Origin of the sequence: Serratia montpellierensis (genome assembly GCF_020858655.1) — a bacterium.
Classification (GTDB): Bacteria; Pseudomonadota; Gammaproteobacteria; order Enterobacterales; family Enterobacteriaceae; genus Serratia; species Serratia montpellierensis.
On sequence record NZ_VOSN01000005.1, the window covers coordinates 639,300 to 661,650 of the forward strand.

The following is a 22,351-nucleotide window of genomic DNA, read 5'->3' on the forward strand; positions in this document are numbered from 1 at the left end:
CCCGCCGCGTGCGGGTTTATTTTTAGCTACGGCAGATAACGCGCGCAATATCCCCTGACGTCGTCAGCGCGCGTATTTCGCTGAACAGTTCGGTGGCTTCATCATATTCTTTGCGTAAATAGCCCAGCCACTGTTTGATGCGCGCCACGTGATACAGGCCGGTGTCGCCCTGCTTTTCCAGGTGGACGTATTTTTGCAGCAGCTCAACCACCTGCGGCCAGGGCATGCGCGGTTCGTTATACTTCACCACCCGGCTCAGGTTCGGCACGTTGAGCGCGCCGCGCCCCAGCATGATGGCGTCGCAGCCGGTCGTCTGCAGGCAATCCTGCGCGCTCTGGTGATCCCAGATCTCGCCGTTGGCGATCACCGGGATGCTCAGCCGCTGACGGATCTCGCCGATCGCCGCCCAGTTGATGCGATCCGCCTTGTAGCCATCCTCTTTGGTGCGGCCGTGCACCGTCAGCTCACTGGCGCCCGCCTGCTGCACCGCATCGGCGATTTCAAAGCTGCGGTTGGAGGAGTCCCAGCCCAGACGCACCTTCACCGTGACCGGCAGATGGGCCGGCACCGCCGCGCGCATCGCTTTGGCGCCCTGGTAGATCAATTCCGGATCTTTAAGCAGCGTCGCCCCGCCGCCGCTGCCGTTCACCAGCTTGGACGGGCAGCCGCAGTTGAGATCGACGCCGTAAGAGCCCAGTTCCACCGCGCGCGCGGCGTTCTCCGCCAGCCACTGCGGGTACTGCCCCAACAGCTGTACCCGCACCAGCGTGCCCGACGGCGTGCGGCTGGCGTGACGCAGCTCCGGGCACAGCCGGTAGAACGACTTGGCCGGCAGCAGCTGATCGACCACGCGCAAAAATTCGGTGATGCACAGATCGTAGTCGTTCACGTCGGTGAGCAACTCACGCACCAAAGAGTCGAGAACGCCCTCCATCGGAGCCAATAATACGCGCATGACCAATCCCAGCTAAAAAAAGACCCGCAATGATACGGGTGAATGCCCGCGCCAGACAAGCCTCTGCGGGCATTAAAAATGCCGTCAGCCCAGCCGGCGAATCGGTTGACCGGCGAGGAACGCCGCTATGTCCTCGACCGCCTCGGTGAAGTAGGCGCGGTAGTTGTCGTCCGCCACGTAACCCACATGCGGCGTCGCCAGCACGTTGGGCAACTGACGAAACGCATCGTCGGCCGGCAGCGGCTCCGTCTCGAACACGTCCAGCCCGGCGCCGGCAATCTTCCGCTGTTGCAGCACGTCCACCAGCGCCGCCTGATCGACGATCCCCGCGCGCGCGGTGTTGATCAGGTAAGCGGTGGGTTTCATCGCCGTCAATTCGTCACGCCCCACCAGCCCACGGCTGCGATCGCTCAGCACCAGGTGAATGGAAACAAAATCGCTCTGCTCGAACAGCGCCCGCTTGGACGGCGCCAGCAAAGCGCCCTCCTGCGCCGCCCGTTCCGCCGTCAGGTTCTGGCTCCAGGCCAACACCCGCATGCCGAACGCCTGCGCCACCTTGGCCATTTGACCGCCGATCTTGCCCAATCCCAGCAGCCCCAGCGTCTTGCCCTGCAGGGTGACGCCGAGATCCCGCTGCCACGGGCCGTTGCTTTGCAGCCCGACGCTTTCCGGCACGATATGCTTCGCCAGCCCGAGCAGCAGCGCCCAGGTCAGCTCCATCGGCGCCGCCGATCCGCTGCTGGTGCCGCATACCACCACGCCGCGCTCGGCGGCGGCGGCCAAATCGATAGACGCGTTGCGCATGCCGGAGGTGATCAGCAGCTTCAGCTTCGGCAGCCGCGCCAGCAGCGAGTCGGTCATCGGCGTGCGTTCGCGCATGATGACCAGAATGTCGCACTCCTGCAGATGCACCGCCAGCTCCGTCTCATCGGTAAAGTGCGCGCTGATGGCGGACACCTCCACCCGATCGGCCAACGCCGACCAGTCCGCCATCTTGAGCGCCACCTGCTGGTAATCATCGAGAATTGCGCACTTCAATTTCATCTCCGTCTCCTGGAATCTAGGGTTAGCCACCGTCCAGCCTAGTACGAAAATGCCGTTCCGCCAGGCAAAAAAAAAGCCGCCCGTATCGGCGGCTTACTCTTTGAGCAATCAGGCTTATTCGGCCGGTTTGCGACTACGTGGACGACGCGAGGCCGGCGCGCCGGAACGGCGTTGACCGTCCCCCTGCGGGCGAGCGTTACCGTTGCCGTTGCCGTTGCCACGGTTTTCACGCTGGCCGCCGTTCGCGTTACCGCTGCGCTGACCGCCGCCGTTACCGGAACGCTGGCCACCGCCGTTGCCGCGCGGGGCGCCGCGTCCGCCACCCTGGCGGCCGTTGATGATCGGCTCGGCCTTGATGGTCGGATCCGGCTCGTAGCCCGGCAGCGCAATGCGCGGAATTTCACGCTTCAGCAGGCGCTCGATGTCGCGCAGCAGCTTGTGCTCATCCACACACACCAGCGAGATAGCTTCGCCGGTGCGTTCCGCACGGCCGGTACGGCCAATACGGTGTACATAGTCTTCCGGCACGTTAGGCAGCTCGTAGTTCACCACGTGCGGCAGCTGGTCGATATCCAGACCGCGCGCCGCGATGTCGGTGGCCACCAGCACGCGGATGCGGCCGTCTTTGAAGTCCGCCAGCGCACGGGTACGGGCACCCTGACTCTTGTTGCCGTGGATCGCCGCAGCGGTGATGCCGTCTTTGTTCAGCTGTTCCGCCAGGTGGTTGGCGCCGTGCTTGGTGCGGGTAAACACCAGCACCTGTTTCCAGTCGCCTTCGCCGATCATCTGCGACAGCAGTTCCCGCTTACGCTTCTTGTCGACGAAGTGCACGCTCTGCTCGATCTGCTCAGACGCGGTGTTGCGGCGCGCCACTTCTACCGAAGCCGGGTTGTGCAGCAGCTTGTTGGCCAGCGCCTTGATGTCGTCGGAGAAGGTCGCGGAGAACAGCAGGTTCTGACGCTTGGCCGGCAGCTTGGCCAGCACGCGGCGGATGTCGTGGATAAAGCCCATGTCCAGCATGCGGTCCGCTTCGTCCAGCACCAGAATTTCGATTTTGGACAGGTCAACCGCGTTCTGATGTTCCAGATCCAGCAGACGGCCCGGCGTGGCCACCAGAATATCGACACCGCCGCGCAGCTTCATCATCTGCGGGTTGATGCTCACACCGCCAAACACCACCAGCGAACGCAGGCGCAGGTGTTTGCTGTAGGCATCGACGTTTTCGCCGATCTGCGCCGCCAGCTCACGGGTTGGCGTCAGGATCAGCGCGCGCACCGGGCGGCGGCCTTTGACCGGATGATCATGCTTGCTCAGCAGCTGCAACAGCGGCAGGGTAAAACCGGCGGTTTTACCGGTGCCGGTCTGGGCGCTGGCCATCAGGTCACGACCTTCCAGCACGACAGGGATAGCCTGACGCTGAATTGGCGTCGGTTCGCGATAGCCCTGTTCTTCAACAGCGCGCACAATTTCAGCACTTAAGCCGAGGGTTTCAAATGACATAAAGAGAAAAACTCCAGATCCCCCCTAACCTAACGGTGTTCGGTGCAGTTTCCTGGGAGGATGATCAGACGGGGCATTAAGCATGACCACGAGGGATTGGCACAAACTGCAGTGCACCAGGCGCCGATTGTAACAGAAGTCGCGCCATAAAAAGCACTTTTACGCACCCAGAGCACAATCTGCCGTAAATTCAGCATTGTCTGAAGCCGATCACATAACTCATTGTGGTTAGAGGTTGCATTTTAAACAATCTGGCATAAAGTTAATCATATGATTGATTAACTTCGAGCGTGACCTATGCCAGCTTCCGTCCCTCATCAGGCCGCCGGCCGAGCGCGCGGCGAGCAAACGCGCCGGCAGCTGCTCGCCGCGGCGACCGAACTGTTCGGCGAATGCGGTCTGCAGGGTGCCACCACCCGCGACATCGCCCAGCGCGCCGGCCAGAATATCGCCGCCATCACCTACTACTTCAGCTCCAAAGAGGGGCTGTATCTGGCCGTGGCGCAGTCGCTCGCCGATTTCATCCAGCAGGCGTTCGCCCCGTTGGCCGACGAGGCCGATCGCTTCTGGCAACAGTCCACCACGCAGCGCTCACCCGACGCGGCGCTGCGTTTGCTGCAGCGTGGCCTGCTGGCCTTCAGCGAACTGATGACCCAGCCGCACACGCTGAACCTGAGCAAAATCATGTCGCGCGAACAGCTCGCCCCGACCGAAGCCTATCCGCTAATCCACAGCCAGGTGATCGCGCCGATGCACGAGCGGCTGTGCCGCCTGCTGTCGGCCGCGACCGGCATCGACGAACAGGCGACCCGCCTCGTATTGCATACCCATGCGCTGATCGGCGAGGTGCTGTCGTTTCGCGTGGCGCGCGAAACCATCCGCCGTCAGGCCGGCTGGCAAGCCATTGGCGAGGGCGAAGCGGCGCAAATCGCGGCGGTGCTGAGCGAACATATTGAGATTCTGGTTACCGGGCTGCGCCAACGTCATGGCGCGTAAATTCAGGCAGGGAGTGTTATGAACAAAAAACGCAGTGCCTTGATCGTATTGTTAATTCTGCTGATTGCGGCTGCCGCTTACGGGGTATGGCATTACCAACAACGGCAGGATAAGCCGTTGACGCTGTACGGCAATGTCGATATCCGCACGGTCAACCTCGGCTTTCGCGTCGACGGCCGTCTGGCGTCGCTGGCGGTGGATGAAGGCGATGCCGTTCAGCCGGGCCAGCTGCTCGGCAAGCTGGACGATGCCCCCTACCGCAACGCGCTGCAGCAGGCCGAAGCCAACGTCGGCAGCGCGCGCGCCAAACTGTCGCTGCTGCAGGCCGGCTACCGCACCGAAGAGATAGCCCAGGTGCAGTCAGAAATGGCGCAGCGCCAGTCCGCCTTCGCCTATGCCGACAGCTTCCTGAAACGCCAACAGGGGCTGTGGGCGAAAAACGCCACGTCCGCCGACGCGCTGGAGGATGCGCGCACCGCCCGCAATCAGGCGCAGGCCAACCTGCAGGCGGCGAAGGACAAGCTGTCGCAATACCGCAGCGGCAACCGGCCGCAAGAGATTGAACAGGCCAAGGCCGACGTAGCGCAGAGTGAAGCGGCGCTGGCGCAGGCGCAGTTGAACCTGCAAGACGCCACGCTGGTCTCCCCTTCCGCCGGCACGGTGCTGACCCGCGCGGTGGAGCCGGGCACCATGCTCGGCGCCGGCGGCACGGTATTCACCCTGTCGCTGACCCGGCCGGTGTGGGTGCGCGCCTACGTCAACGAAACCAGCCTGAACCAGGCGGTGCCCGGCACCGAACTGGAGATCTACACCGACGGCCGCCCCGACAAGCCTTACCACGGCAAGATCGGTTTCGTCTCGCCGACCGCGGAATTCACGCCGAAAAGCGTTGAAACGCCGGACCTGCGCACCGATCTGGTGTACCGCCTGCGGGTGATCGTCACCGACGCCGACGACGCGCTGCGCCAGGGCATGCCGGTCACCCTGCGCTTCGCCAAACCCTGAGGCCGGCTATGGAACAGGCGCACACCATTGAGCTGGAAGGGCTGGAGAAGCGCTTCCCGTCGCTTGAGAAACCGGCGGTCGCCAGCCTGACCACCACCCTGCGCAGCGGTGCGGTCATTGGGCTGATCGGCCCGGACGGCGCAGGAAAAACCACCCTGCTGCGCATGCTGGCCGGGCTGCTGCAGCCCAGCAGCGGCAAACTGCGGGTCGCCGGGCTGGATCCGATCGCCCAGGATCGTCAACTGCACGCGATCCTCGGCTATATGCCGCAGAAGTTCGGGCTGTATGAGGATCTGACGGTGATGGAGAACCTGACGCTGTACGCCGATCTGCGCGGCGTCACCGGCGATCTTCGCCGCCAGACCTTCGAACGGCTGCTGAAATTCACCGATCTGACCCGCTTCACCGAGCGCCTGGCGGGCAAGCTGTCCGGCGGCATGAAGCAGAAACTGGGACTGGCCTGCACGCTGGTGGGCGAACCTCAGGTGCTGTTGCTGGATGAACCGGGCGTCGGCGTCGATCCGATCTCGCGCCGCGAGCTGTGGCGCATGGTGCACGAGCTGGCCAACGACGGTATGTTGATCCTGTGGAGCACCTCTTATCTCGATGAGGCCGAGCAGTGCCGCGAAGTGCTGCTGCTCAACGAGGGCGAGCTGCTGTTCAGCGGCGCGCCGCAGGCGCTGACCCGCCGTATGGCCGGGCGCACGGTGTTGATCGCCGCGCCCCCCGGCAGCCATCGATCGCTGCTGCAGCGGGCGATCTGCCTGCCGGCGGTCACCGACGGCGTGATCCAGGGCAAGTACCTGCGCCTGATCCTGAAGGAAGGCGAAGATCACCGCCAGCTGTTGCAGGCGCTTGATCTGCCGAACGCCGAACTGGATGAAGCGGATCCGCGCTTCGAGGATGCGTTTATCGATCTGCTCGGCGGCGGCCCCAATCACCGCTCGGCGCTGGCGGAGATCATGCCGACCGTCAACGGCGCAAGCGGTGAAACGGTGATCGAAGCGGTGCAACTGACCAAAAAATTCGGCGACTTCGCCGCCACCGATCACGTTGATTTCCAGGTGCGGCGCGGCGAAATTTTCGGCCTGCTCGGGCCGAACGGCGCCGGCAAGTCCACCACCTTCAAAATGATGTGCGGCCTGCTGATCCCCTCCAGCGGTAAGGCGCTGGTGCTGGGGATGGATCTCAAGACCAGCTCCGGCCAGGCGCGCCAACGCCTTGGCTACATGGCGCAAAAATTCTCACTGTACGGCAACCTGACGGTGGCGCAGAACCTGAAGTTCTTCTCCGGCGTCTACGGCCTGAACGGCAAGGCGCAGCGCGACAAAATCGACGAGATGTCGCGCGCCTTCAACTTCGCGCCGATCCTCGATCAGACGCCGGACGCGCTGCCGCTCGGCTTCAAACAGCGCCTGGCGCTGGCCTGCGCGCTGATGCACGAACCGGATATCCTGTTCCTCGACGAACCGACTTCCGGCGTCGATCCGCTGACGCGGCGCGAGTTCTGGCTACACATCAACGGCATGGTCGACAAGGGCGTCACGGTGATGGTGACCACCCACTTTATGGACGAAGCGGAGTACTGCGACCGCATCGGCCTGGTCTATCGCGGCAAGATCATCGCCGCCGGCACGCCGGACGATCTCAAACAGCAGGTGGCGCGCGACGACAATCCCAGCCCCTCGATGGAGCAGGCGTTTATCGAGCTGGTGCAGGGCTACGACGAGGAGGAATCACGGTGAGCGATAACCGTACCCCAATCGACGACAGCGGCTTCTCCTGGCGCCGGCTGCGCGCCCTGTGCCTGAAGGAAACGCGGCAGATACTGCGCGATCCCAGCAGCGGCCTGATCGCCTTCGTCATCCCGCTGATGCTGCTGTTTATCTTCGGCTACGGCATCAACCTGGACTCCAGCAAGCTGCATCTGGGCATTCTGATGGAGCAACAGAGCGAAGACGCGCGCGATCTGGCCCAGGCGTTCGCCGGCTCGCCCTATATCGAACCGACCATCAGCGACAACCGCCAACAGCTGATCCAGCAGATGCAGGCCGGCACGATACGCGGCCTGATGGTGATCCCGGTGAATTTCGACCAGCGCATGGCGCGCCCGCACGACAGCGCCCCTATCCAGGTGATCACCGACGGCAGCGAGCCGAACACCGCCAACTTCGTGCAAGGCTATGCCCAGGGCGTATGGCAAGTTTGGCAGCAGCAGCGCGCCGCCGATCGGGGGAGCAGCGACAAGCCGCTGATTGACGTGCAGATGCGCTACTGGTTCAACCCGGCGGCTATCAGCCGGCACTACATCATTCCCGGCGCCATCACCATCATCATGACGGTGATCGGCGCCATCCTCACCTCGCTGGTGATCGCCCGCGAATGGGAGCGCGGCACCATGGAAGCCCTGCTGTCCACCCAGGTGACGCGCAGCGAGCTGCTGCTCTCCAAGCTGATCCCATATTACTTCCTCGGTATGATCGCCATGGCGCTGTGCATGGCGGTGGCGGTGTGGGTGCTCGGCGTGCCCTATCGCGGTTCGCTGCTGATCCTGCTGCTGATCAGCAGCCTGTTCCTCGCCAGCACCCTCGGCATGGGCCTGCTGATCTCCACCCTCACCCGCAACCAGTTCAATGCGGCGATGGTGGCGCTGAACGCCGCCTTCCTGCCGTCGATCATGCTGTCCGGCTTCATCTTCCAGATCGACAGCATGCCGGCCATCGTGCGCGCGGTAACCTACATCATTCCGGCGCGCTACTTCGTCAGCACGCTGCAAACGCTGTTCCTAGCGGGCAACGTCGGCACCGTGCTGCTGATCAATCTGTTGTTCCTGATCGCTTCCGCCGTGGTGTTCATCGGCCTGACGGCCTGGAAAACCCAGCGTCGGCTGGATTGAGGAGAAAGAGCGATGTTTCATCGTCTGTTGACGCTCATCATCAAGGAAATGCAGGCGCTGCTGCGCGATCCGCAAACCCGCGCCATTTTAATCATGCCGGTGATCCTGCAGGTGCTGCTGTTCCCGTTCGCCGCGACGCTGGAAGTCACCAACGCCACCATCGCGGTCTACAGCGAGGACAGCGGCCAGGCCTCGGTAGAGCTGACCCAGCGCTTCGCCAAGGCCAAGGCCTTTCAACACGTGCTGCTGCTGCGCAGCCCGCAGGAGATAAAGACCACCATCGATAACCAGCGGGCGCTGCTGCTGATCCGCTTCCCGGCGCAGTTCTCGCGCGATATCGCCGCCGGCAACACCGCGCCGCTGCAGCTGCTGCTCGACGGGCGCAACTCCAACAGCGCGCAGATCGCCGCCAACTACGTGCAGCAGATCGTGCAGGAATATCAGAACGAGCTGCTCGGCAACCGCGCCAAACCCAACAACAGCGAGCTGGTGGTGCGCAACTGGTATAACCCGAATCTGGACTACAAATGGTTCGTGGTGCCGTCGCTGATCGCCATGATCACCACCATCGGCGTGCTGATCGTCACCTCGCTGTCGGTGGCGCGCGAGCGCGAACAGGGCACGCTGGAACAGCTGCTGGTCTCACCGCTCACCACCTGGCAGATCTTTATCGGCAAGGCGGTGCCGGCGCTGGTCGTCGCCAGCTTCCAGGCCAGCATCGTGCTGTTGATCGGCATCTTCCTGTACCAGATCCCGTTCGCCGGATCGCTGCTGCTGTTCTATGCCACCATGCTGATCTACGGGCTGTCGCTGGTCGGTTTCGGCCTGCTGATCTCGTCGCTGTGCGCCACTCAGCAGCAGGCGTTCATCGGCGTTTTCGTGTTCATGATGCCGGCGATCCTGCTCTCGGGTTACGTCTCGCCGGTGGAGAATATGCCGGTGTGGCTGCAGGATCTGACCTGGGTTAACCCGATACGCCACTTCACCGACATCACCAAGCAGATCTATCTGAAGGACGCCAGCTTCAGCATCATCTGGCACAGCCTGTGGCCGCTGCTGGTGATCACCGCCACCACCGGCAGCGCCGCCTACGCGCTGTTCCGCCGCAAAATCGCATAAAAAAAGCTCTGCATGTCACATGCAGAGCCTGGCAAGTCCTGTGGATTTCAAGCTACTGCTTGAAAAACGACGGATTTAGCGGCGGTTGCCGAAGATACGCAGCAACATCAGGAACAGGTTGATGAAGTCGAGATACAGCGTCAGCGCGCCGACGATGGCGTACTTGCGGAAGCTGTCTTTATCATCGGCGTTCAGCTGCTCGCCCATCGCCTTGAGTTTTTGCGTGTCGTACGCGGTCAGGCCGACGAACACCACCACCCCGATGTAGGTAATCGCCCACATCAGCGCGGTGCTTTTCAGCCAGATGTTCACCAACGAGGCCAGCACGATGCCGATCAATGCCATGAACAGCATGCTGCCGAAGCCGCTCAGATCGCGCTTGGTGGTGTAGCCGTACAGGCTCATGGCGCCGAACATGCCGGCAGTGACCACGAAAGTGCTGGCGATCGAGCTGTAGGTGTAGGCGATGAAGATGCTCGACAGCGTCAGCCCGGTCAGCGCCGAGTACAGCATGAACAGCGACGTGGCCACCGCGCCGCTCAGGCGGTTGACCATGCCGGAAATCACGAACACCAGCGCCAGTTGGGCGATGATCAGGCCGAAGAAGGTGATCTGGCTGGAGAAGATGAAGTTGAGGATCGCGGGCGTGTTGGCCGCATACCAAGAAACGAACGCCGTCAGCAGCAGACCGCAGGTCATCCAGCCGTAAACCTGCGCCATGTAGGCCTGAATGCCGCTGTTGGCACGTTCGACGATTGAACCATTAGAGCGTGGATATCGGTCCATGACGGTTACCTTTTGCGTTGTAAACAAGATTCCGAAGCCCCTCGAACGGGGCTTCGCCTGCTATAAGCGTACCACAGAATATGCCGCGCGAAAGCGGCAAAGGTCTTGATTTGTTTCCGCTGTTGACGCGTTATTTAGCCGCGTCGTGCCAGCGCTGCGCGGCCTCGCGATCGCTGTCGCGAGCGTCTACCCAACGATCGCCCTGGTCTGTCGCTTCGCGCTTCCAGAACGGCGCGCGGGTCTTCAGGTAGTCCATGATGAACTCGCTGGCGGCGAACGCCATGCTGCGGTGCGCGCCGGTCACGCCGACGAACACGATCTCGTCGCCGGGATACAGCGCGCCGACGCGATGGATCACCGTCACCCGCTGCAGCGGCCAACGGCTGCGCGCCTCGGCCACGATCTCCGCCAGCGCCTTCTCGGTCATGCCGGGGTAGTGTTCCAACGTCAGCGCGCTGACGTCGTCCCCGAGGTTATGGTTGCGCACCTTGCCGGTGAAGGTCACCACCGCGCCATCGGCGTCGCACTGAGCCAGCCACTGGTACTCGTCGCCGACGTTGAACGGCGCTTCGCCCACGCGAATGCGGGTATTTTCCATGCTTATCCCCCGGTGACCGGCGGGAAGAAGGCCACTTCATCGCCGGCGCGCAGCGGATGGTCCGCCGCCACCAGCGACTGATTGACCGCCGCCAGCAGTTTGCCGGACTCCAGCGCCAGCGCCCAGCGATCGCCGCGCGCGCACAGCGCCTGGCGCAGCGCCTCAACGGTCGGGTAATCCGCCGGCATCGACAGGCCGCCGGTGCCCACCAGTTCGCGCACCTGCGCGAAGAAAAGAATATCGATCATACGTTCACCTTAAAATCGCCGGATTTGCCGCCGCTTTTCGCCAGCAGGCGCACCGGGCCGATCACCATGTCTTTCTGTACCGCTTTGCACATGTCGTAGATGGTCAGTGCCGCCACCGAGGCGGCGGTCAGCGCCTCCATCTCGACGCCGGTTTTGCCGGTCAGCCGGCAACAGGTTTCGATGCGCACCCGGCTGTGCTGCGTCTGCGCCTCCAGCTGCACTTCGACCTTGCTCAGCATCAGCGGGTGGCACAGCGGGATCAGCTCCCAGGTGCGTTTGGCCGCCTGAATGCCGGCGATGCGCGCCGTGGCGAACACGTCGCCCTTGTGATGGCTGCCGTCGACGATCATCGCCAGCGTGGCGGGCAACATCTCGACGAAGGCTTCGGCGCGCGCCTCGCGCACCGTTTCGGCCTTGGCGGATACGTCGACCATATGAGCTTCGCCGGCGGCGTTAATGTGGGTTAGCTGTGTCATGACTCAGGGCTTCTTCAAATGGGGTTGGAAGTTGCACGGGCGATGGCGCGCGTCCAACTGCTCTTCGATAATCCGCTCCCAGGCGGTGCGGCAGGCGCGGGTGGAGCCCGGCATGGCGAAAATCACCGTGCGGTTGGCCAGGCCGGCCAACGCGCGCGACTGGATCGTCGCGGTACCGATCTCTTCGTACGACACCATACGGAACAGTTCGCCGAACCCTTCCACCTCTCTGTCGAACAACGGCAACAGCGCTTCCGGCGTGTTGTCGCGGGCGGTAAAACCGGTGCCGCCGGTGATCAGCACCGCCTGCACGTTGTCATCGGCGATCCAGGCGGAAACCCGCGCGCGGATCTGGTAAATGTCATCTTTGACGATGGCGCGATCCACCACCTGATGGCCGGCTTCCTGCGCCGCGTCCTGCAGATATTGGCCGGAGGTGTCTTCCGCCGCGCCGCGGCTGTCAGACACGGTCAGGATGGCGATATGCGCCGGAATAAACTCGCTGCTCGCATGGCTCATGGTTCAATAAGCTCCTATTGGCTGTCAGCCGCCGATAAACGACAGGTTCTGGGTGATCCCGCTGTTACCCTGATGCAGGAAATGGGTCTGCTTCTTGCTCAACAGCCCGCTCTGGATGCGCGCCTTCAGCGCGTCGAGCTGGCCGTCCTCTGCCAGCAGATCGCGCAGGGGCACCCCCTGCTCGCCGAACAGGCACAGGTGCAGATTGCCGATGGAAGAAACGCGCAGCCGGTTGCAGCTGGCGCAGAAGTCTTTCTCATACGGCATGATAAGACCCACCTCACCCTGGTAGTCCGGGTGGCTGAACACCTGCGCCGGGCCGTCGCTGCGGCCGCGCGCCTGGCGCTGCCAGCCCTGCTGCTCCAGCTGCCGGCGAATCACTTCGCCGGAAACGTGGTGTTTGCGAAACAGCTCGCCGCCCTCGCCGGTTTCCATCAGTTCGATAAAGCGCAGCTGGATCGGTCGGTCTTTGATCCAGGCGAGAAAGGCACCGAGTTGCTGATGATTGACGTCACGCATCAATACTGCGTTGACCTTGACCTTGCTGAAACCGGCGCTGAAGGCAGCATCGATGCCGTCCATCACCTGACGGAACTTGTCCTGGCCGGTGATGGCGTGAAACTGACGGGGATCCAGGCTGTCGACGCTGACGTTGATCGCCGTCAGACCGGCATCGCGCCAGGCGGCGACGTCGCGCGCCAGACGGTAGCCGTTGGTGGTGACCGCCAGGGTACGGATGGCCGGGTTTTCCCGCACGGCGGCGATGATCTCGGTAAAATCGCGGCGCAGCGAAGGCTCACCGCCCGTCAGGCGCACCTTTTCGGTGCCCAGTTCGGCAAACGCACGGCTGACGCGGCGGATTTCATCCAGCGACAGGAAGCTTTTCGGGCTGCCGCTCGGCTTGTAGCCGTCGGGCAAACAATAGGTGCAACGAAAGTTGCACACGTCGGTGATCGACAAGCGCAGGTAATAGAACTTGCGCTCATAAGCATCAATGAGTTGCGGTACCATAACACCTTTCCAAAGTCGGGAGATGCGAGCGTTTCCCCTCTGCACCCTGGTGGCTGACTTCGCCACGGCCCAGGCGCCATATCGTTCCGGATGAACAACGTAGGCACAGGGGCTAGGAGTTTGATTTCTCTTCCCGCTACCTTGAGTAGCCGGAATGAAACCGTGGTTTTCAGCAGAATTCTAGCGCTAATCGGCAACGATAGCCAACGCGTTAATTCGCTATATAATTGTCTATACAGCGTTTTTAGACGCCGCGTATTCTGGTAAACCATGATAAACATCGCTTGCGCGGACGAATTGACCGGAATCACGCAAATGACACTCTTATCGCGTTTTTATGCCGGATCCGCTACCTTATGCGGGCAGTTCAGCCCCTTTGTAAGGAAATTTATGCGTAATCGTACCCTGGCCGATCTCGACCGCGTGGTGGCGTTAGGCGGCGGACATGGCCTGGGCCGTGTGATGTCGGCCCTGTCGTCCTTAGGCTCCCGCCTGACCGGCATCGTCACCACCACCGACAACGGCGGTTCCACCGGCCGTATCCGCCGTTCGGAAGGCGGCATTGCCTGGGGCGATACCCGTAACTGTCTCAACCAGCTGATCACCGAACCGAGCGTCGCCTCGGCGATGTTCGAATACCGCTTCAGCGGCAACGGCGAACTGGCCGGCCACAACCTCGGCAACCTGATGCTGAAAGCGCTGGATCACCTGAGCGTGCGCCCGCTGGAAGCGATCAACCTGGTACGCAGCCTGTTGAAGGTGGACGCGGCGCTGATCCCGATGTCGGAGCAGCCGGTGGATTTGATGGCGCACGATCACGAAGGCAACCATGTTTACGGTGAAGTGAATGTCGACCAGCTGACCCATATGCCGCAGGAGTTGATGCTGTCGCCGCCGGTCAACGCCACGCGCGAAGCGCTGGACGCCATCGCACAGGCCGACGTGATCCTGATCGGGCCGGGCAGTTTCCTCACCAGCCTGATGCCGCTGCTGCTGCTGGACGATCTCACCCAGGCGCTGCGCCGCAGCAGCGCCAGCATGATCTATATTGGCAACCTCGGCCGCGAGCTGAGCGTGGCCGCCGCGGCGCTGTCGTTAAAGGATAAGCTGACGCTGATGGAAGAGAAGATCGGCCGCCGGATGATCGATGCGCTGATCGTCGGCCCGGCGGTGGACGCCAGTGAAGTGCAGGATCGGGTGGTGATTCAGCAACCGCTGGAAGCGAGCGACATCCCCTACCGCCACGATCGCCAGCTGCTGCGCCAGGCGCTGGATCACGCGCTGGTGGAGCTGGCCGCGCGCCGCTAACCGAATTTAACCGTCTCGCCCGCGCAGCCAGGGATTATCGCTGGCTGGGGCGGGATGGCTGATCATATCGATATACAGATCTTCCACCTCTTTACGCGCCCAGGGCGTGCGACGCAAAAACTTCAGGCTGGACTTGATGCTCGGATCGCTGAGGAAGCAGTTGATGCGAATGCGCGCGCCCAGTTCGGACCAACCGTAGTGATCCACCAGTTTATTCAGCAGTTGCTCCAGCGTTACGCCGTGCAGCGGGTCTTTAGACTGGTGTTGGCTCATGTTCGGTACTCTTCGTGGTCAAATCGGGCCGCACACCATAACAGCTTTGGCGCGGCCGACAAGGAATTTTGACGCCCGCGGCGCGGGCGCCGTCCAACGGTCAGGAAATCGCGATGAACTGCTCGCGCAGCTGGTGGATCTCGTCGCGCAGCGCAGCCGCCTGTTCGAACTCCAGGTTTTGCGCGTGGGTGTACATTTGCGCCTCCAGATCGCGGATTTTCTGATCGAGCGCTTTCGGCGTAAGGTTCTGAAGCTGAGCGCCGCCGTCCACCGCCTTGCCCTTGCCTTTGCTCTTGGCGCGGTTGACCGGCTGGCCGATCTGCAGAATATCGCCGATCTTCTTGTTCAGCCCCTGCGGCACGATGCCGTTGGCTTCGTTGTAGGCCTGCTGCTTGGCACGACGCCGCTCGGTTTCACCGATCGCCTTGGCCATCGAATCGGTGATGCGATCGCCATACAGGATCGCCTTGCCGTTCAGGTTACGCGCCGCGCGGCCGATGGTCTGGATCAGCGAACGCTCGGAACGCAGGAAGCCTTCCTTGTCGGCGTCCAGAATCGCCACCAGCGACACCTCAGGCATGTCGAGCCCCTCACGCAACAGGTTGATGCCCACCAGCACGTCGAACTCGCCCAGACGCAGGTCACGGATGATTTCGACCCGTTCCACGGTATCGATATCCGAGTGCAGGTAGCGCACGCGCTCGCCATGCTCTTCCAGGTATTCGGTCAGGTCTTCCGCCATGCGTTTGGTCAGGGTGGTCACCAGCACGCGCTCGTTGATCGCCGCACGCTTGCGGATCTCGGAGAGCAGATCGTCCACCTGGGTGCCCACCGGCCGCACTTCCACGATCGGATCCAGCAGCCCGGTCGGGCGCACCACCTGATCGATCAGATCGCCACCGGATTTCTCCAGCTCATATTTGCCCGGCGTCGCGGAAACGTAGATGGTCTGCGGCGCCAGCGCCTCGAACTCCTCGAAGCGCAAGGGGCGGTTGTCCAACGCCGACGGCAGGCGGAAGCCGTACTCCACCAGCGTTTCCTTACGCGCGCGGTCCCCCTTGAACATCGCGCCGATCTGCGGAATGGTGACGTGGGATTCGTCGACCACCAGCAGGCCGTCCGCCGGCAGGTAGTCGAACAGCGTCGGCGGCGGCTCGCCCTCGGCGCGCCCGGACAGATAGCGCGAGTAGTTTTCGATGCCCGAGCAGTAACCCAGCTCGTTCATCATCTCCAGATCGAACTGGGTGCGCTGCGTCAGGCGCTGCTCTTCCAGCAGCTTGTTGTTGGCCAGCAGCACCTTGCGGCGGTCCGCCAGATCGACCTTGATCTCTTCCATCGCCTGCATGATCCGCTCACGCGGCGTCACGTAGTGCGATTTCGGGTAGATGGTAAAACGCGGCACCACCTGCTCAATCTGCCCGGTCAGCGGATCGAACAGCGACAGCCGCTCCACTTCCTCGTCGAACAGCTCGACGCGCAGCGCCAGCTCGTCCGATTCCGCCGGGAAGATATCGATCACCTCGCCGCGCACGCGGAAGGTGGCGCGTTGGAAAGCCTGATCGTTGCGGGAATACTGCAGCTCCGCCAGGCGGCGCAAAATGGATCGCTGATCGATGATCATGCCCTGGGTCAGGTGCAGCATCATCTTCAGGTAAAGATCCGGATCGCCCAGGCCGTAGATCGCCGACACCGACGCCACCACCACCACGTCGCGCCGTTCCAGCAGCGCCTTGGTGGCGGAAAGACGCATCTGCTCGATGTGTTCGTTCACCGAAGCGTCTTTTTCAATGAAGGTGTCGGAGCTGGGCACGTAGGCTTCCGGCTGGTAGTAGTCGTAGTAGGAGACGAAGTACTCCACCGCATTCTCCGGGAAAAACGCTTTCATCTCGCCGTACAGCTGTGCCGCCAGCGTCTTGTTCGGCGCCATCACCATGGTCGGTCGATTCAGATCGGCTATCACGTTGGCGATGGTGAACGTCTTGCCCGAACCGGTGACTCCCAGCAACGTCTGGTGCGCCAGGCCGTCTTCCAGCCCCTCTTCCAGCTTGCGGATGGCTTCCGGCTGATCGCCGGCCGGTTTGAACTCGGAATGCAGTTTGAAAAGTTTACTCATTGCTCGGCTACCCTGTGGAGATGCGCGCGCTCAGGCGGCCAGCCGGCTCTGCGCCGGATATGGCCCCTAATTATGGAAAGTGTCGGCGATTTGCGCCAGTGCCCATGATACTGGATATAAAACCAGCTTCAAGCGGATTCGTCGCCGCGATCGATGCGGCGGCAACGCCCCTGCACCGTGGCGTTACAGCCCGGTGACATTTTTATTGTCAATAACAGATTTATCCCCAGAACTTGCCGCGAATTAACTTATTGATAGCACGGCGTCGAAAAATCATACATAGAGGCCTGATCAATACCCCTGCGTCTTGATTTTAATTAAATTATTGATATTTAATAATATTAATAAAAAGACGAGAATGCGGACAAAGCGAACAGAACCCGCGTCGGCTCTCGCTTTACAGCGTTTTTCTAAATCTAATGCACAAGGTTATCCACAGGAATAGTGGATAACTCTCACCGCCCCGCCCGGGGCGGGAGTTACAGAAAGAAAGCTTTTCGCCCTTTACACTCGCCAAAATGCCTTTTTTAGTTATTTTTTCATAAAAATATCGCTTTGTTTATGCCGATTAATACTAAAAATCCCCATTGCCAAAATCGCATCGGCCCCTTTCTCGCGGATCGCTCTTGACGGCGGCGCAATGCCTTGCACCATGCCCTCACCGAAGAGCACCACAAGAGTGCAAAAAACGTCCGGGTTAACTTCCCCGCGTATTTTCAGGCTGTCACGGCAGCGCGCGTCAGGCCTGACCGGCGGTTAACAAGGCGATAACAATCCCCCGTTTTCACCCGGTGGCAAAATTGGCCTGGGAGTTGCTTTATCTTCCTGCGTATAAATGCGGTGCGGCAGCATGATGCGCTGTCTGCCGCTTCGTGTAACCCTTGCGGCGCTATCGCCCGTAAAAGCGCAAGAACGACACCAAGTCGTCACAAGCGTCGTTTTTAACGACATATTGACTGTCATTCCGTCCACCGCAGGCCTTGCTCTGGCTCATCGGACGGACGGCATTTTGTTCCAGACATGGCCACACTCGGGAAATTCGCCGCGCATGCGGCCTTTGCAGTCCCCCACCAACGAGTGAAACGAGCGTCTATGAGGAGAATGCCAAATGCTGAGCCTGAGGTCGGTCAATCAATTTTACGGGCAGAACCATACCCTGTGGGACATCAACCTGGAGCTGCCGCGCGGTCAGTGCACCGTGCTGCTTGGGCGCAACGGCGTGGGCAAGACCACGCTGGTCAACTGCATCATGGGGCATGTGCCGGTGGTGAGCGGCAGCATGACCTGGCTGCCGGCGGATCAGCCGCCGCAAAACCTGCTGCTGCAGCCGATGGAACGCCGCGCCGCGCTGGGCATCAGCCACGTGCCCCAGGGGCGGCAGCTTTTCTCACAGCTGAGCGTAGAAGAGAATCTCCAGGTGGCACAAATGGCCGGGCGCGGCGCCCCTCGCCGCATTCCGCCGCTGATCTACAGCCTGTTCCCCCATTTGCGCCAGATGCGCGCTCGCCGCGCCGGCGATCTGTGCGTGGGCGCCCAACGCCAGCTGGCGATTGGTCGGGCGCTGGCTCAGGAGCCGGCGCTGCTGATCCTCGACGAACCGACCTCGGGCGTCCCCCCTTCAATCGCCGCCGATATCGGCAACGTGATCCGCAGGCTCAACGATGAATTGGGCATGACCATTTTATTGGTGGAGCATCAGCTGCCGTTCGTGCGTCGGGTGGCGGATCGTTTCTGTCTGTTAGACAGGGGGCGCACGGTGGCGCACGGCGCGCTGGCGCAGCTGGATGAGGCGCTGATCGGCGCCGGGCTGGCAGGGCAAGAAGAAGGATGAGGGAGAGAAGCCCCCCTCATTGAGCGTTTATAGCAGGCTGATGTCCAGATACTCCCCCAACGGCGCCCGTTCGGCCTGCGGCAGATGCGGGATTTCGCCCAGCAGCGGCGCAGGCAGCATGCGGCGCAGCGTGGCCAGGTATTCCTGATGCCGCCGCCCCGGCGGCGTCACGTCGTTGGCGATCCAACCGGCCAGCGTCAACCCCGCCTGTTGCACCGCCTGCGCCGTCAGCACTGCGTGGTTGATGCAGCCCAGTTTAATGCCCACCACCAGGATCACCGGCAATTGTTCCTGCTGCACCCAGTCGGCGAAAGTGTACTCCGCCGACAGCGGGGTAAACCACCCGCCGGCGCCCTCGACCAGCACCCAGTCGGCGCGCTGCTCCAGCCGGCGCAGGCCGTCGGACAGCCGCGCCGCGTCGATCGGCCGACCTTCATCGGCGCTGACGATATGCGGCGAGGTCGGTTCGGCAAAAACGTAAGGGTTCACTTCGTCGTAACGAAGCGCCACGCCGCTGTTGGCCTGCAGCGCCAGCGCGTCGCCGTTGCGCAGCCCCTCGGCGGTCATCTCGCTGCCGGAGGCCACCGGCTTATAGCCGGCGCTGCGGTAGCCCGCCCGGTTGGCGGCCTGCAGCAAGGCGCTGCTGGCGACGGTCTTCCCCACTTCGGTGTCGGTGCCGGTCACGAACCAACGTTTAATCACGATAAATCACTCCATAAGCCAGATGATAGCTGAGCGGAAACTGCCCCTGTCGGCACGGGTAAGCCGCCTGCAACGCGGCGAGACGGCCGCGCGACATCAGGCCGCCCTCGCGCCCCTGATGCAGATGCGTGGCCCCGATGCCCTTGAGCGAACGCATCAGCGTCATCACGTCCGGATAGTTCAGGGTGCGCAGCTCCGTGACCAGTTCGTGCCGATAATCAGCACAGGCGGCGCGGATCTGCGCCAGCGGCAGAAAGGCGTTCACGTGGCGCTCGCCGTCCACCTGTTGCCAGGCGTCCCCCAGTTCCTGCAGCGATCCCGCCGCCAGCGTGGAAAACAAAATTACGCCGCCGGAGCGGGTCACGCGATACAGCTCCGCCAGCGCGGCGGGCAGATCGCTGCACCACTGCACCACCAGGCTGCTGAAACAGATGTCCATCGCCGCATCGGGCAACGGCACCTGTTCGATATCGCCCAGTAGATAATGGTGCGCCGCCTGCCGTTGGCGGGCGACGTCCAGCATGCCCGGTGCCAGATCGAGCGCGGTGACCTGCATGCCGCGCTCGCGCCACAGGCGGCTGAAATAACCGGTGCCGCAGCCGGCGTCCAGCAGCCGTTCGCCCGGATGGGGACTTCCCATCCCCAGTAAGCGCTCGCCAACGTCACGCTGCAGCGCAGCGGCGGCATCGTAGCTGCCGGCGGCACGGCTGAAGGCCGAGGCGACCGCCTGTTTGTTCACCGTGTCATTGACTGACGTCATGCAATACCTCCAGCAGACGATCGATATCCTGCGGCTGATGCGCCGCCGTCAGGGTAATGCGCAGCCGCGCGCCGCCCGGCGGCACCGTCGGCGGTCGGATGGCGCTCACCCACATTCCACACTCGCGCAGACGGGTCGCCAGATCGAGCGCGCGCTGATTGTCCCCCACCAGCAGCGGCTGGATGGCGGTGTCGGAATCCGTCAGGGTCAGCGCCAGCGGCGCCGCGCCCTGACGGAAACGCCGAATGTTGTCCTGCAGCCGGGCACGCAGTTCATCGCCCTCTCGAATGCAGGCCAGCGCCGCCTGCAGCGCGCAGGCTTGCGCCGGCGGCATCGCGGTGCTGTAGATTAGATGGCGGGCGAACTGCAGCAGATACTCGGCGGTCGCCTCATCGCACAGCACTGCCGCGCCGCTGACGCCGAACGCCTTGCCGAAGGTCGCCACCAGCAGTTCAGGGCGCACGCCCTGCTGCCAGCAGCTGCCGCGGCCTTGCTCACCGCGCACGCCGACGCCGTGGGCATCGTCCACCATCAGCCAGGCGCCCGCCGCGCGGGTTAAGCGATGCAGCTCCGCCAACGGTGCGCCGTCGCCGTCCATGCTGAACACCCCTTCGGTCACCGCCAGCCGCTGCCCATCGCAGGGTTTGGCCAGCAGATCCGCCAGCGCCTGCGGCTGATTGTGCTGGAAGCGGCGCAGCTCGGCCGGCGACTGCGCCGCCGCCTCCAGCAGCGAGGCGTGGCTGAGGCGATCGGCCAAAATGCGATCGCCCTTCTGCATTAACGCCGCCAGCACCGCCTGGTTGGCGGCATAGCCGGAGATGAACAGCAGCGCGCGCGGATAGCCGAGCCACGCCGCCAGTTGCTCCTCCAGCGCCTGATGCGCCGCGCTAAAGCCGGTAACGTGGCCCGACCCGCCGCTGCCGACGCCGTAACGCTGCGCGCCCTGCTGCCAGGCGGCGATCACCCGCGCATCCTGGCTCAGCCCCAGGTAGTCGTTGCCAGAGAAGTTCAGGTAGAGACGATCGCCGAGCCGGATCTGGCGGCCGTTGCCGCCCTCGGTGGTCTGTCGCCGACGGTAGGCGGCGTTGAGGCGCCGCTCTGCCAGCGCCTGCTCGATGCGTTGTTGCCAGCTCATCACAGCGCCGCGTTGTAAAACTCGGCGGTATCGGCGTTCAGCAGCTGCTTAGCCAGCACCTGCTGTTGCTGGTTGTCGCCGTGTTCGGTGGCGGTCTGCTGCGGGTTCAGCCCCAGCTTGCGGAACAGTTGCAGATCCTTGTCTTCTTCCGGGTTCGGCGTGGTCAGCAGCTTGCAACCGTAGAAGATCGAGTTGGCGCCGGCCATAAAGCACATCGCCTGTGTCTGTTCGTTCATCTGTTCACGGCCTGCGGAAAGGCGGACATAAGAGGACGGCATCATGATGCGCGCCACCGCGATAGTGCGGATGAAATCGAACGGATCGACGTCGTCGTTGTCCGCCAGCGGCGTGCCTTTCACCTTCACCAACATGTTGATCGGCACGCTTTCCGGCGGTTTCGGCAGGTTGGCCAGCTGCACCAGCAGCCCGGCGCGGTCGCGCACCGTTTCCCCCAGCCCGACGATGCCGCCGGAGCACACTTTGATGCCGGCGTCGCGCACCTTGTCGAGCGTATCCAGGCGTTCCTGGTAGCTGCGGGTGGTGATGATGTTGCCGTAGAACTCCGGCGAGGTGTCGAGGTTATGGTTGTAATAATCCAGCCCGGCCTCCGCCAGCCGTTCGGCCTGAGTGCCGTCCAGCGTGCCCAGCGTCATGCAGGTTTCCATGCCCATCGCTTTCACGCCCTGCACCATCTGCTGCAGATAAGGCATATCGCGCTCGTGCGGGTTCTTCCACGCCGCACCCATGCAAAAACGGGTCGAACCGTTCGCCTTGGCCTTGCGCGCCGATTCCAGCACCTGCTCGACCTGCATCAGCCGCTCCGACTCCAGGCCGGTCTTGTAGCGTGAGCTCTGCGGGCAGTATTTACAGTCTTCCGGGCAAGCGCCGGTCTTGATCGACAGCAGCGTGCTGACCTGCACCTGACGCGGGTCGAAGTGCTGGCGGTGTACGGTTTGCGCTTCGAACAGCAGTTCCAGCAGCGGTTTATCAAACAGGGCCTGGGCTTGCCCTACTGTCCAGTGAATGCGGTCGGCCATCATGGCGTCTCCAAAACGAAAAAGTGTCGCCAGTTTAAA

23 protein-coding genes and 1 riboswitch are annotated in these 22,351 nt (G+C 62.6%); of the genes, 7 read left to right on the top strand and 16 right to left on the bottom strand.

Features of this window, described 5'->3' with window-relative positions; genetic code table 11:
- Positions 1–22: 22 nt before the first annotated feature.
- The 3 genes from dusC to rhlE form a co-directional block, all read right to left on the bottom strand.
- A complete protein-coding gene (gene dusC, locus FUU19_RS08450; protein ID WP_141970289.1) occupies positions 23–955 on the bottom strand; it encodes a tRNA dihydrouridine(16) synthase DusC in 933 nt (310 codons plus the stop codon).
- Positions 956–1,039: 84 nt separating this feature from the next.
- On the bottom strand, positions 1,040–1,999 hold the full coding sequence (locus FUU19_RS08455) for a D-2-hydroxyacid dehydrogenase family protein (RefSeq protein ID WP_230490145.1): 960 nt from the start codon (positions 1,997–1,999) through the stop codon (positions 1,040–1,042).
- Positions 2,000–2,113: 114 nt separating this feature from the next.
- Positions 2,114–3,499: an ATP-dependent RNA helicase RhlE gene (gene rhlE, locus FUU19_RS08460; protein WP_202669106.1), complete on the bottom strand. Its 1,386-nt coding sequence runs from the start codon at positions 3,497–3,499 to the stop codon at positions 2,114–2,116.
- 297 nt (positions 3,500–3,796) lie between these two features.
- Between rhlE and FUU19_RS08465 the strand changes: the two genes are divergently transcribed.
- The 5 genes from FUU19_RS08465 to FUU19_RS08485 are packed head-to-tail and all read left to right on the top strand — an operon-like array spanning position 3,797 to position 9,515.
- The gene (locus FUU19_RS08465; RefSeq protein WP_141970293.1) at positions 3,797–4,495 is read left to right on the top strand and encodes a CerR family C-terminal domain-containing protein; all 699 of its coding nucleotides are present in this window, start codon (positions 3,797–3,799) and stop codon (positions 4,493–4,495) included.
- An 18-nt stretch (positions 4,496–4,513) separates the two neighbouring features.
- Positions 4,514–5,500, top strand: coding sequence for a secretion protein HlyD (hlyD, locus tag FUU19_RS08470; RefSeq protein WP_141970294.1), 987 nt, complete (start codon positions 4,514–4,516; stop codon positions 5,498–5,500).
- A gap of 8 nt (positions 5,501–5,508) precedes the next feature.
- The gene (locus FUU19_RS08475) at positions 5,509–7,245 is read left to right on the top strand and encodes an ATP-binding cassette domain-containing protein (protein WP_230490144.1); all 1,737 of its coding nucleotides are present in this window, start codon (positions 5,509–5,511) and stop codon (positions 7,243–7,245) included.
- Positions 7,242–8,396 (top strand): ABC transporter permease, encoded by a 1,155-nt coding sequence (locus tag FUU19_RS08480; protein WP_230490143.1) that lies wholly within the window; start codon positions 7,242–7,244, stop codon positions 8,394–8,396. Before FUU19_RS08475 ends, FUU19_RS08480 begins: the two co-directional genes overlap by 4 nt.
- Positions 8,397–8,408: 12 nt before the next feature.
- Positions 8,409–9,515 carry an ABC transporter permease gene (locus tag FUU19_RS08485; protein ID WP_141970300.1) on the top strand — a complete coding sequence of 369 codons (1,107 nt, stop codon included), beginning with the start codon at positions 8,409–8,411 and terminating at the stop codon, positions 9,513–9,515.
- Between the two features lie 75 nt (positions 9,516–9,590).
- Here FUU19_RS08485 and FUU19_RS08490 read toward each other — a convergent pair whose 3' ends face one another.
- From FUU19_RS08490 to moaA, 6 genes are all read right to left on the bottom strand, one after another.
- The gene (locus tag FUU19_RS08490; protein ID WP_033637508.1) at positions 9,591–10,301 is read right to left on the bottom strand and encodes a Bax inhibitor-1/YccA family protein; all 711 of its coding nucleotides are present in this window, start codon (positions 10,299–10,301) and stop codon (positions 9,591–9,593) included.
- Positions 10,302–10,431: 130 nt separating this feature from the next.
- Complete coding sequence (gene moaE, locus FUU19_RS08495) at positions 10,432–10,899, bottom strand: molybdopterin synthase catalytic subunit MoaE (RefSeq protein ID WP_202669104.1); 468 nt, start codon at positions 10,897–10,899, stop codon at positions 10,432–10,434.
- A 2-nt stretch (positions 10,900–10,901) separates the two neighbouring features.
- Entirely contained in the window at positions 10,902–11,147 is a 246-nt protein-coding gene (moaD, locus tag FUU19_RS08500) for a molybdopterin synthase sulfur carrier subunit (protein ID WP_019453985.1), read from the bottom strand.
- The gene (gene moaC / locus FUU19_RS08505; RefSeq protein ID WP_033637506.1) at positions 11,144–11,623 is read right to left on the bottom strand and encodes a cyclic pyranopterin monophosphate synthase MoaC; all 480 of its coding nucleotides are present in this window, start codon (positions 11,621–11,623) and stop codon (positions 11,144–11,146) included. Before moaC ends, moaD begins: the two co-directional genes overlap by 4 nt.
- A gap of 3 nt (positions 11,624–11,626) precedes the next feature.
- Positions 11,627–12,142, bottom strand: coding sequence for a molybdenum cofactor biosynthesis protein B (moaB, locus tag FUU19_RS08510; protein WP_025301928.1), 516 nt, complete (start codon positions 12,140–12,142; stop codon positions 11,627–11,629).
- A gap of 24 nt (positions 12,143–12,166) precedes the next feature.
- Complete coding sequence (gene moaA / locus FUU19_RS08515; protein WP_047728407.1) at positions 12,167–13,153, bottom strand: GTP 3',8-cyclase MoaA; 987 nt, start codon at positions 13,151–13,153, stop codon at positions 12,167–12,169.
- Positions 13,140–13,284: riboswitch (molybdenum cofactor riboswitch) on the bottom strand. (Overlaps the previous gene by 14 nt.)
- Positions 13,285–13,543: 259 nt before the next feature.
- Here moaA and yvcK point away from each other — a divergent pair.
- On the top strand, positions 13,544–14,461 hold the full coding sequence (yvcK, locus tag FUU19_RS08520) for a uridine diphosphate-N-acetylglucosamine-binding protein YvcK (protein ID WP_141970306.1): 918 nt from the start codon (positions 13,544–13,546) through the stop codon (positions 14,459–14,461).
- Between the two features lie 6 nt (positions 14,462–14,467).
- Here the strand turns inward: yvcK and FUU19_RS08525 are convergent, their stop codons facing one another.
- From FUU19_RS08525 to FUU19_RS24670, 3 genes are all read right to left on the bottom strand, one after another.
- Positions 14,468–14,734 (bottom strand): VF530 family protein, encoded by a 267-nt coding sequence (locus FUU19_RS08525; protein WP_230490142.1) that lies wholly within the window; start codon positions 14,732–14,734, stop codon positions 14,468–14,470.
- 100 nt (positions 14,735–14,834) lie between these two features.
- Entirely contained in the window at positions 14,835–16,847 is a 2,013-nt protein-coding gene (gene uvrB / locus FUU19_RS08530; protein WP_141970308.1) for an excinuclease ABC subunit UvrB, read from the bottom strand.
- Between the two features lie 531 nt (positions 16,848–17,378).
- Positions 17,379–17,501, bottom strand: a complete 123-nt coding sequence (locus FUU19_RS24670; protein WP_255703093.1) for a hypothetical protein — start codon at positions 17,499–17,501, stop codon at positions 17,379–17,381.
- 454 nt (positions 17,502–17,955) lie between these two features.
- On the opposite strand from FUU19_RS24670, the gene FUU19_RS08535 reads away from it, so the two are divergent.
- Positions 17,956–18,678, top strand: coding sequence for an ATP-binding cassette domain-containing protein (locus FUU19_RS08535; RefSeq protein WP_141970310.1), 723 nt, complete (start codon positions 17,956–17,958; stop codon positions 18,676–18,678).
- Positions 18,679–18,705: 27 nt separating this feature from the next.
- Here the strand turns inward: FUU19_RS08535 and bioD are convergent, their stop codons facing one another.
- Genes bioD through bioB form a run of 4 tightly spaced genes read right to left on the bottom strand, consistent with a single transcriptional unit; the run spans position 18,706 to position 22,312 of the window.
- The gene (bioD, locus tag FUU19_RS08540; RefSeq protein WP_230490140.1) at positions 18,706–19,380 is read right to left on the bottom strand and encodes a dethiobiotin synthase; all 675 of its coding nucleotides are present in this window, start codon (positions 19,378–19,380) and stop codon (positions 18,706–18,708) included.
- A complete protein-coding gene (bioC, locus tag FUU19_RS08545) occupies positions 19,373–20,140 on the bottom strand; it encodes a malonyl-ACP O-methyltransferase BioC (protein ID WP_089195617.1) in 768 nt (255 codons plus the stop codon). Before bioC ends, bioD begins: the two co-directional genes overlap by 8 nt.
- Positions 20,124–21,275 (bottom strand): 8-amino-7-oxononanoate synthase, encoded by a 1,152-nt coding sequence (gene bioF / locus FUU19_RS08550; RefSeq protein ID WP_197832987.1) that lies wholly within the window; start codon positions 21,273–21,275, stop codon positions 20,124–20,126. The genes bioC and bioF overlap by 17 nt, the downstream gene beginning before the upstream one ends.
- The gene (gene bioB / locus FUU19_RS08555; protein WP_089196509.1) at positions 21,275–22,312 is read right to left on the bottom strand and encodes a biotin synthase BioB; all 1,038 of its coding nucleotides are present in this window, start codon (positions 22,310–22,312) and stop codon (positions 21,275–21,277) included. Before bioB ends, bioF begins: the two co-directional genes overlap by 1 nt.
- Between the last annotated feature and the right edge of the window lie 39 nt (positions 22,313–22,351).

Coding starts and splice junctions, on each gene's coding strand:
- dusC (WP_141970289.1), bottom strand. CDS start 955: ATGCGCGTATTATTGGCTCCGATGGAGGGCGTTCTCGACTCTTTGGTG.
- FUU19_RS08455 (WP_230490145.1), bottom strand. CDS start 1,999: ATGAAATTGAAGTGCGCAATTCTCGATGATTACCAGCAGGTGGCGCTC.
- rhlE (WP_202669106.1), bottom strand. CDS start 3,499: ATGTCATTTGAAACCCTCGGCTTAAGTGCTGAAATTGTGCGCGCTGTT.
- FUU19_RS08465 (WP_141970293.1), top strand. CDS start 3,797: ATGCCAGCTTCCGTCCCTCATCAGGCCGCCGGCCGAGCGCGCGGCGAG.
- hlyD (WP_141970294.1), top strand. CDS start 4,514: ATGAACAAAAAACGCAGTGCCTTGATCGTATTGTTAATTCTGCTGATT.
- FUU19_RS08475 (WP_230490144.1), top strand. CDS start 5,509: ATGGAACAGGCGCACACCATTGAGCTGGAAGGGCTGGAGAAGCGCTTC.
- FUU19_RS08485 (WP_141970300.1), top strand. CDS start 8,409: ATGTTTCATCGTCTGTTGACGCTCATCATCAAGGAAATGCAGGCGCTG.
- FUU19_RS08490 (WP_033637508.1), bottom strand. CDS start 10,301: ATGGACCGATATCCACGCTCTAATGGTTCAATCGTCGAACGTGCCAAC.
- moaE (WP_202669104.1), bottom strand. CDS start 10,899: ATGGAAAATACCCGCATTCGCGTGGGCGAAGCGCCGTTCAACGTCGGC.
- moaD (WP_019453985.1), bottom strand. CDS start 11,147: ATGATCGATATTCTTTTCTTCGCGCAGGTGCGCGAACTGGTGGGCACC.
- moaC (WP_033637506.1), bottom strand. CDS start 11,623: ATGACACAGCTAACCCACATTAACGCCGCCGGCGAAGCTCATATGGTC.
- moaB (WP_025301928.1), bottom strand. CDS start 12,142: ATGAGCCATGCGAGCAGCGAGTTTATTCCGGCGCATATCGCCATCCTG.
- moaA (WP_047728407.1), bottom strand. CDS start 13,153: ATGGTACCGCAACTCATTGATGCTTATGAGCGCAAGTTCTATTACCTG.
- yvcK (WP_141970306.1), top strand. CDS start 13,544: ATGCGTAATCGTACCCTGGCCGATCTCGACCGCGTGGTGGCGTTAGGC.
- FUU19_RS08525 (WP_230490142.1), bottom strand. CDS start 14,734: ATGAGCCAACACCAGTCTAAAGACCCGCTGCACGGCGTAACGCTGGAG.
- uvrB (WP_141970308.1), bottom strand. CDS start 16,847: ATGAGTAAACTTTTCAAACTGCATTCCGAGTTCAAACCGGCCGGCGAT.
- FUU19_RS24670 (WP_255703093.1), bottom strand. CDS start 17,501: ATGGTGCAAGGCATTGCGCCGCCGTCAAGAGCGATCCGCGAGAAAGGG.
- FUU19_RS08535 (WP_141970310.1), top strand. CDS start 17,956: ATGCTGAGCCTGAGGTCGGTCAATCAATTTTACGGGCAGAACCATACC.
- bioC (WP_089195617.1), bottom strand. CDS start 20,140: ATGACGTCAGTCAATGACACGGTGAACAAACAGGCGGTCGCCTCGGCC.
- bioF (WP_197832987.1), bottom strand. CDS start 21,275: ATGAGCTGGCAACAACGCATCGAGCAGGCGCTGGCAGAGCGGCGCCTC.
- bioB (WP_089196509.1), bottom strand. CDS start 22,312: ATGGCCGACCGCATTCACTGGACAGTAGGGCAAGCCCAGGCCCTGTTT.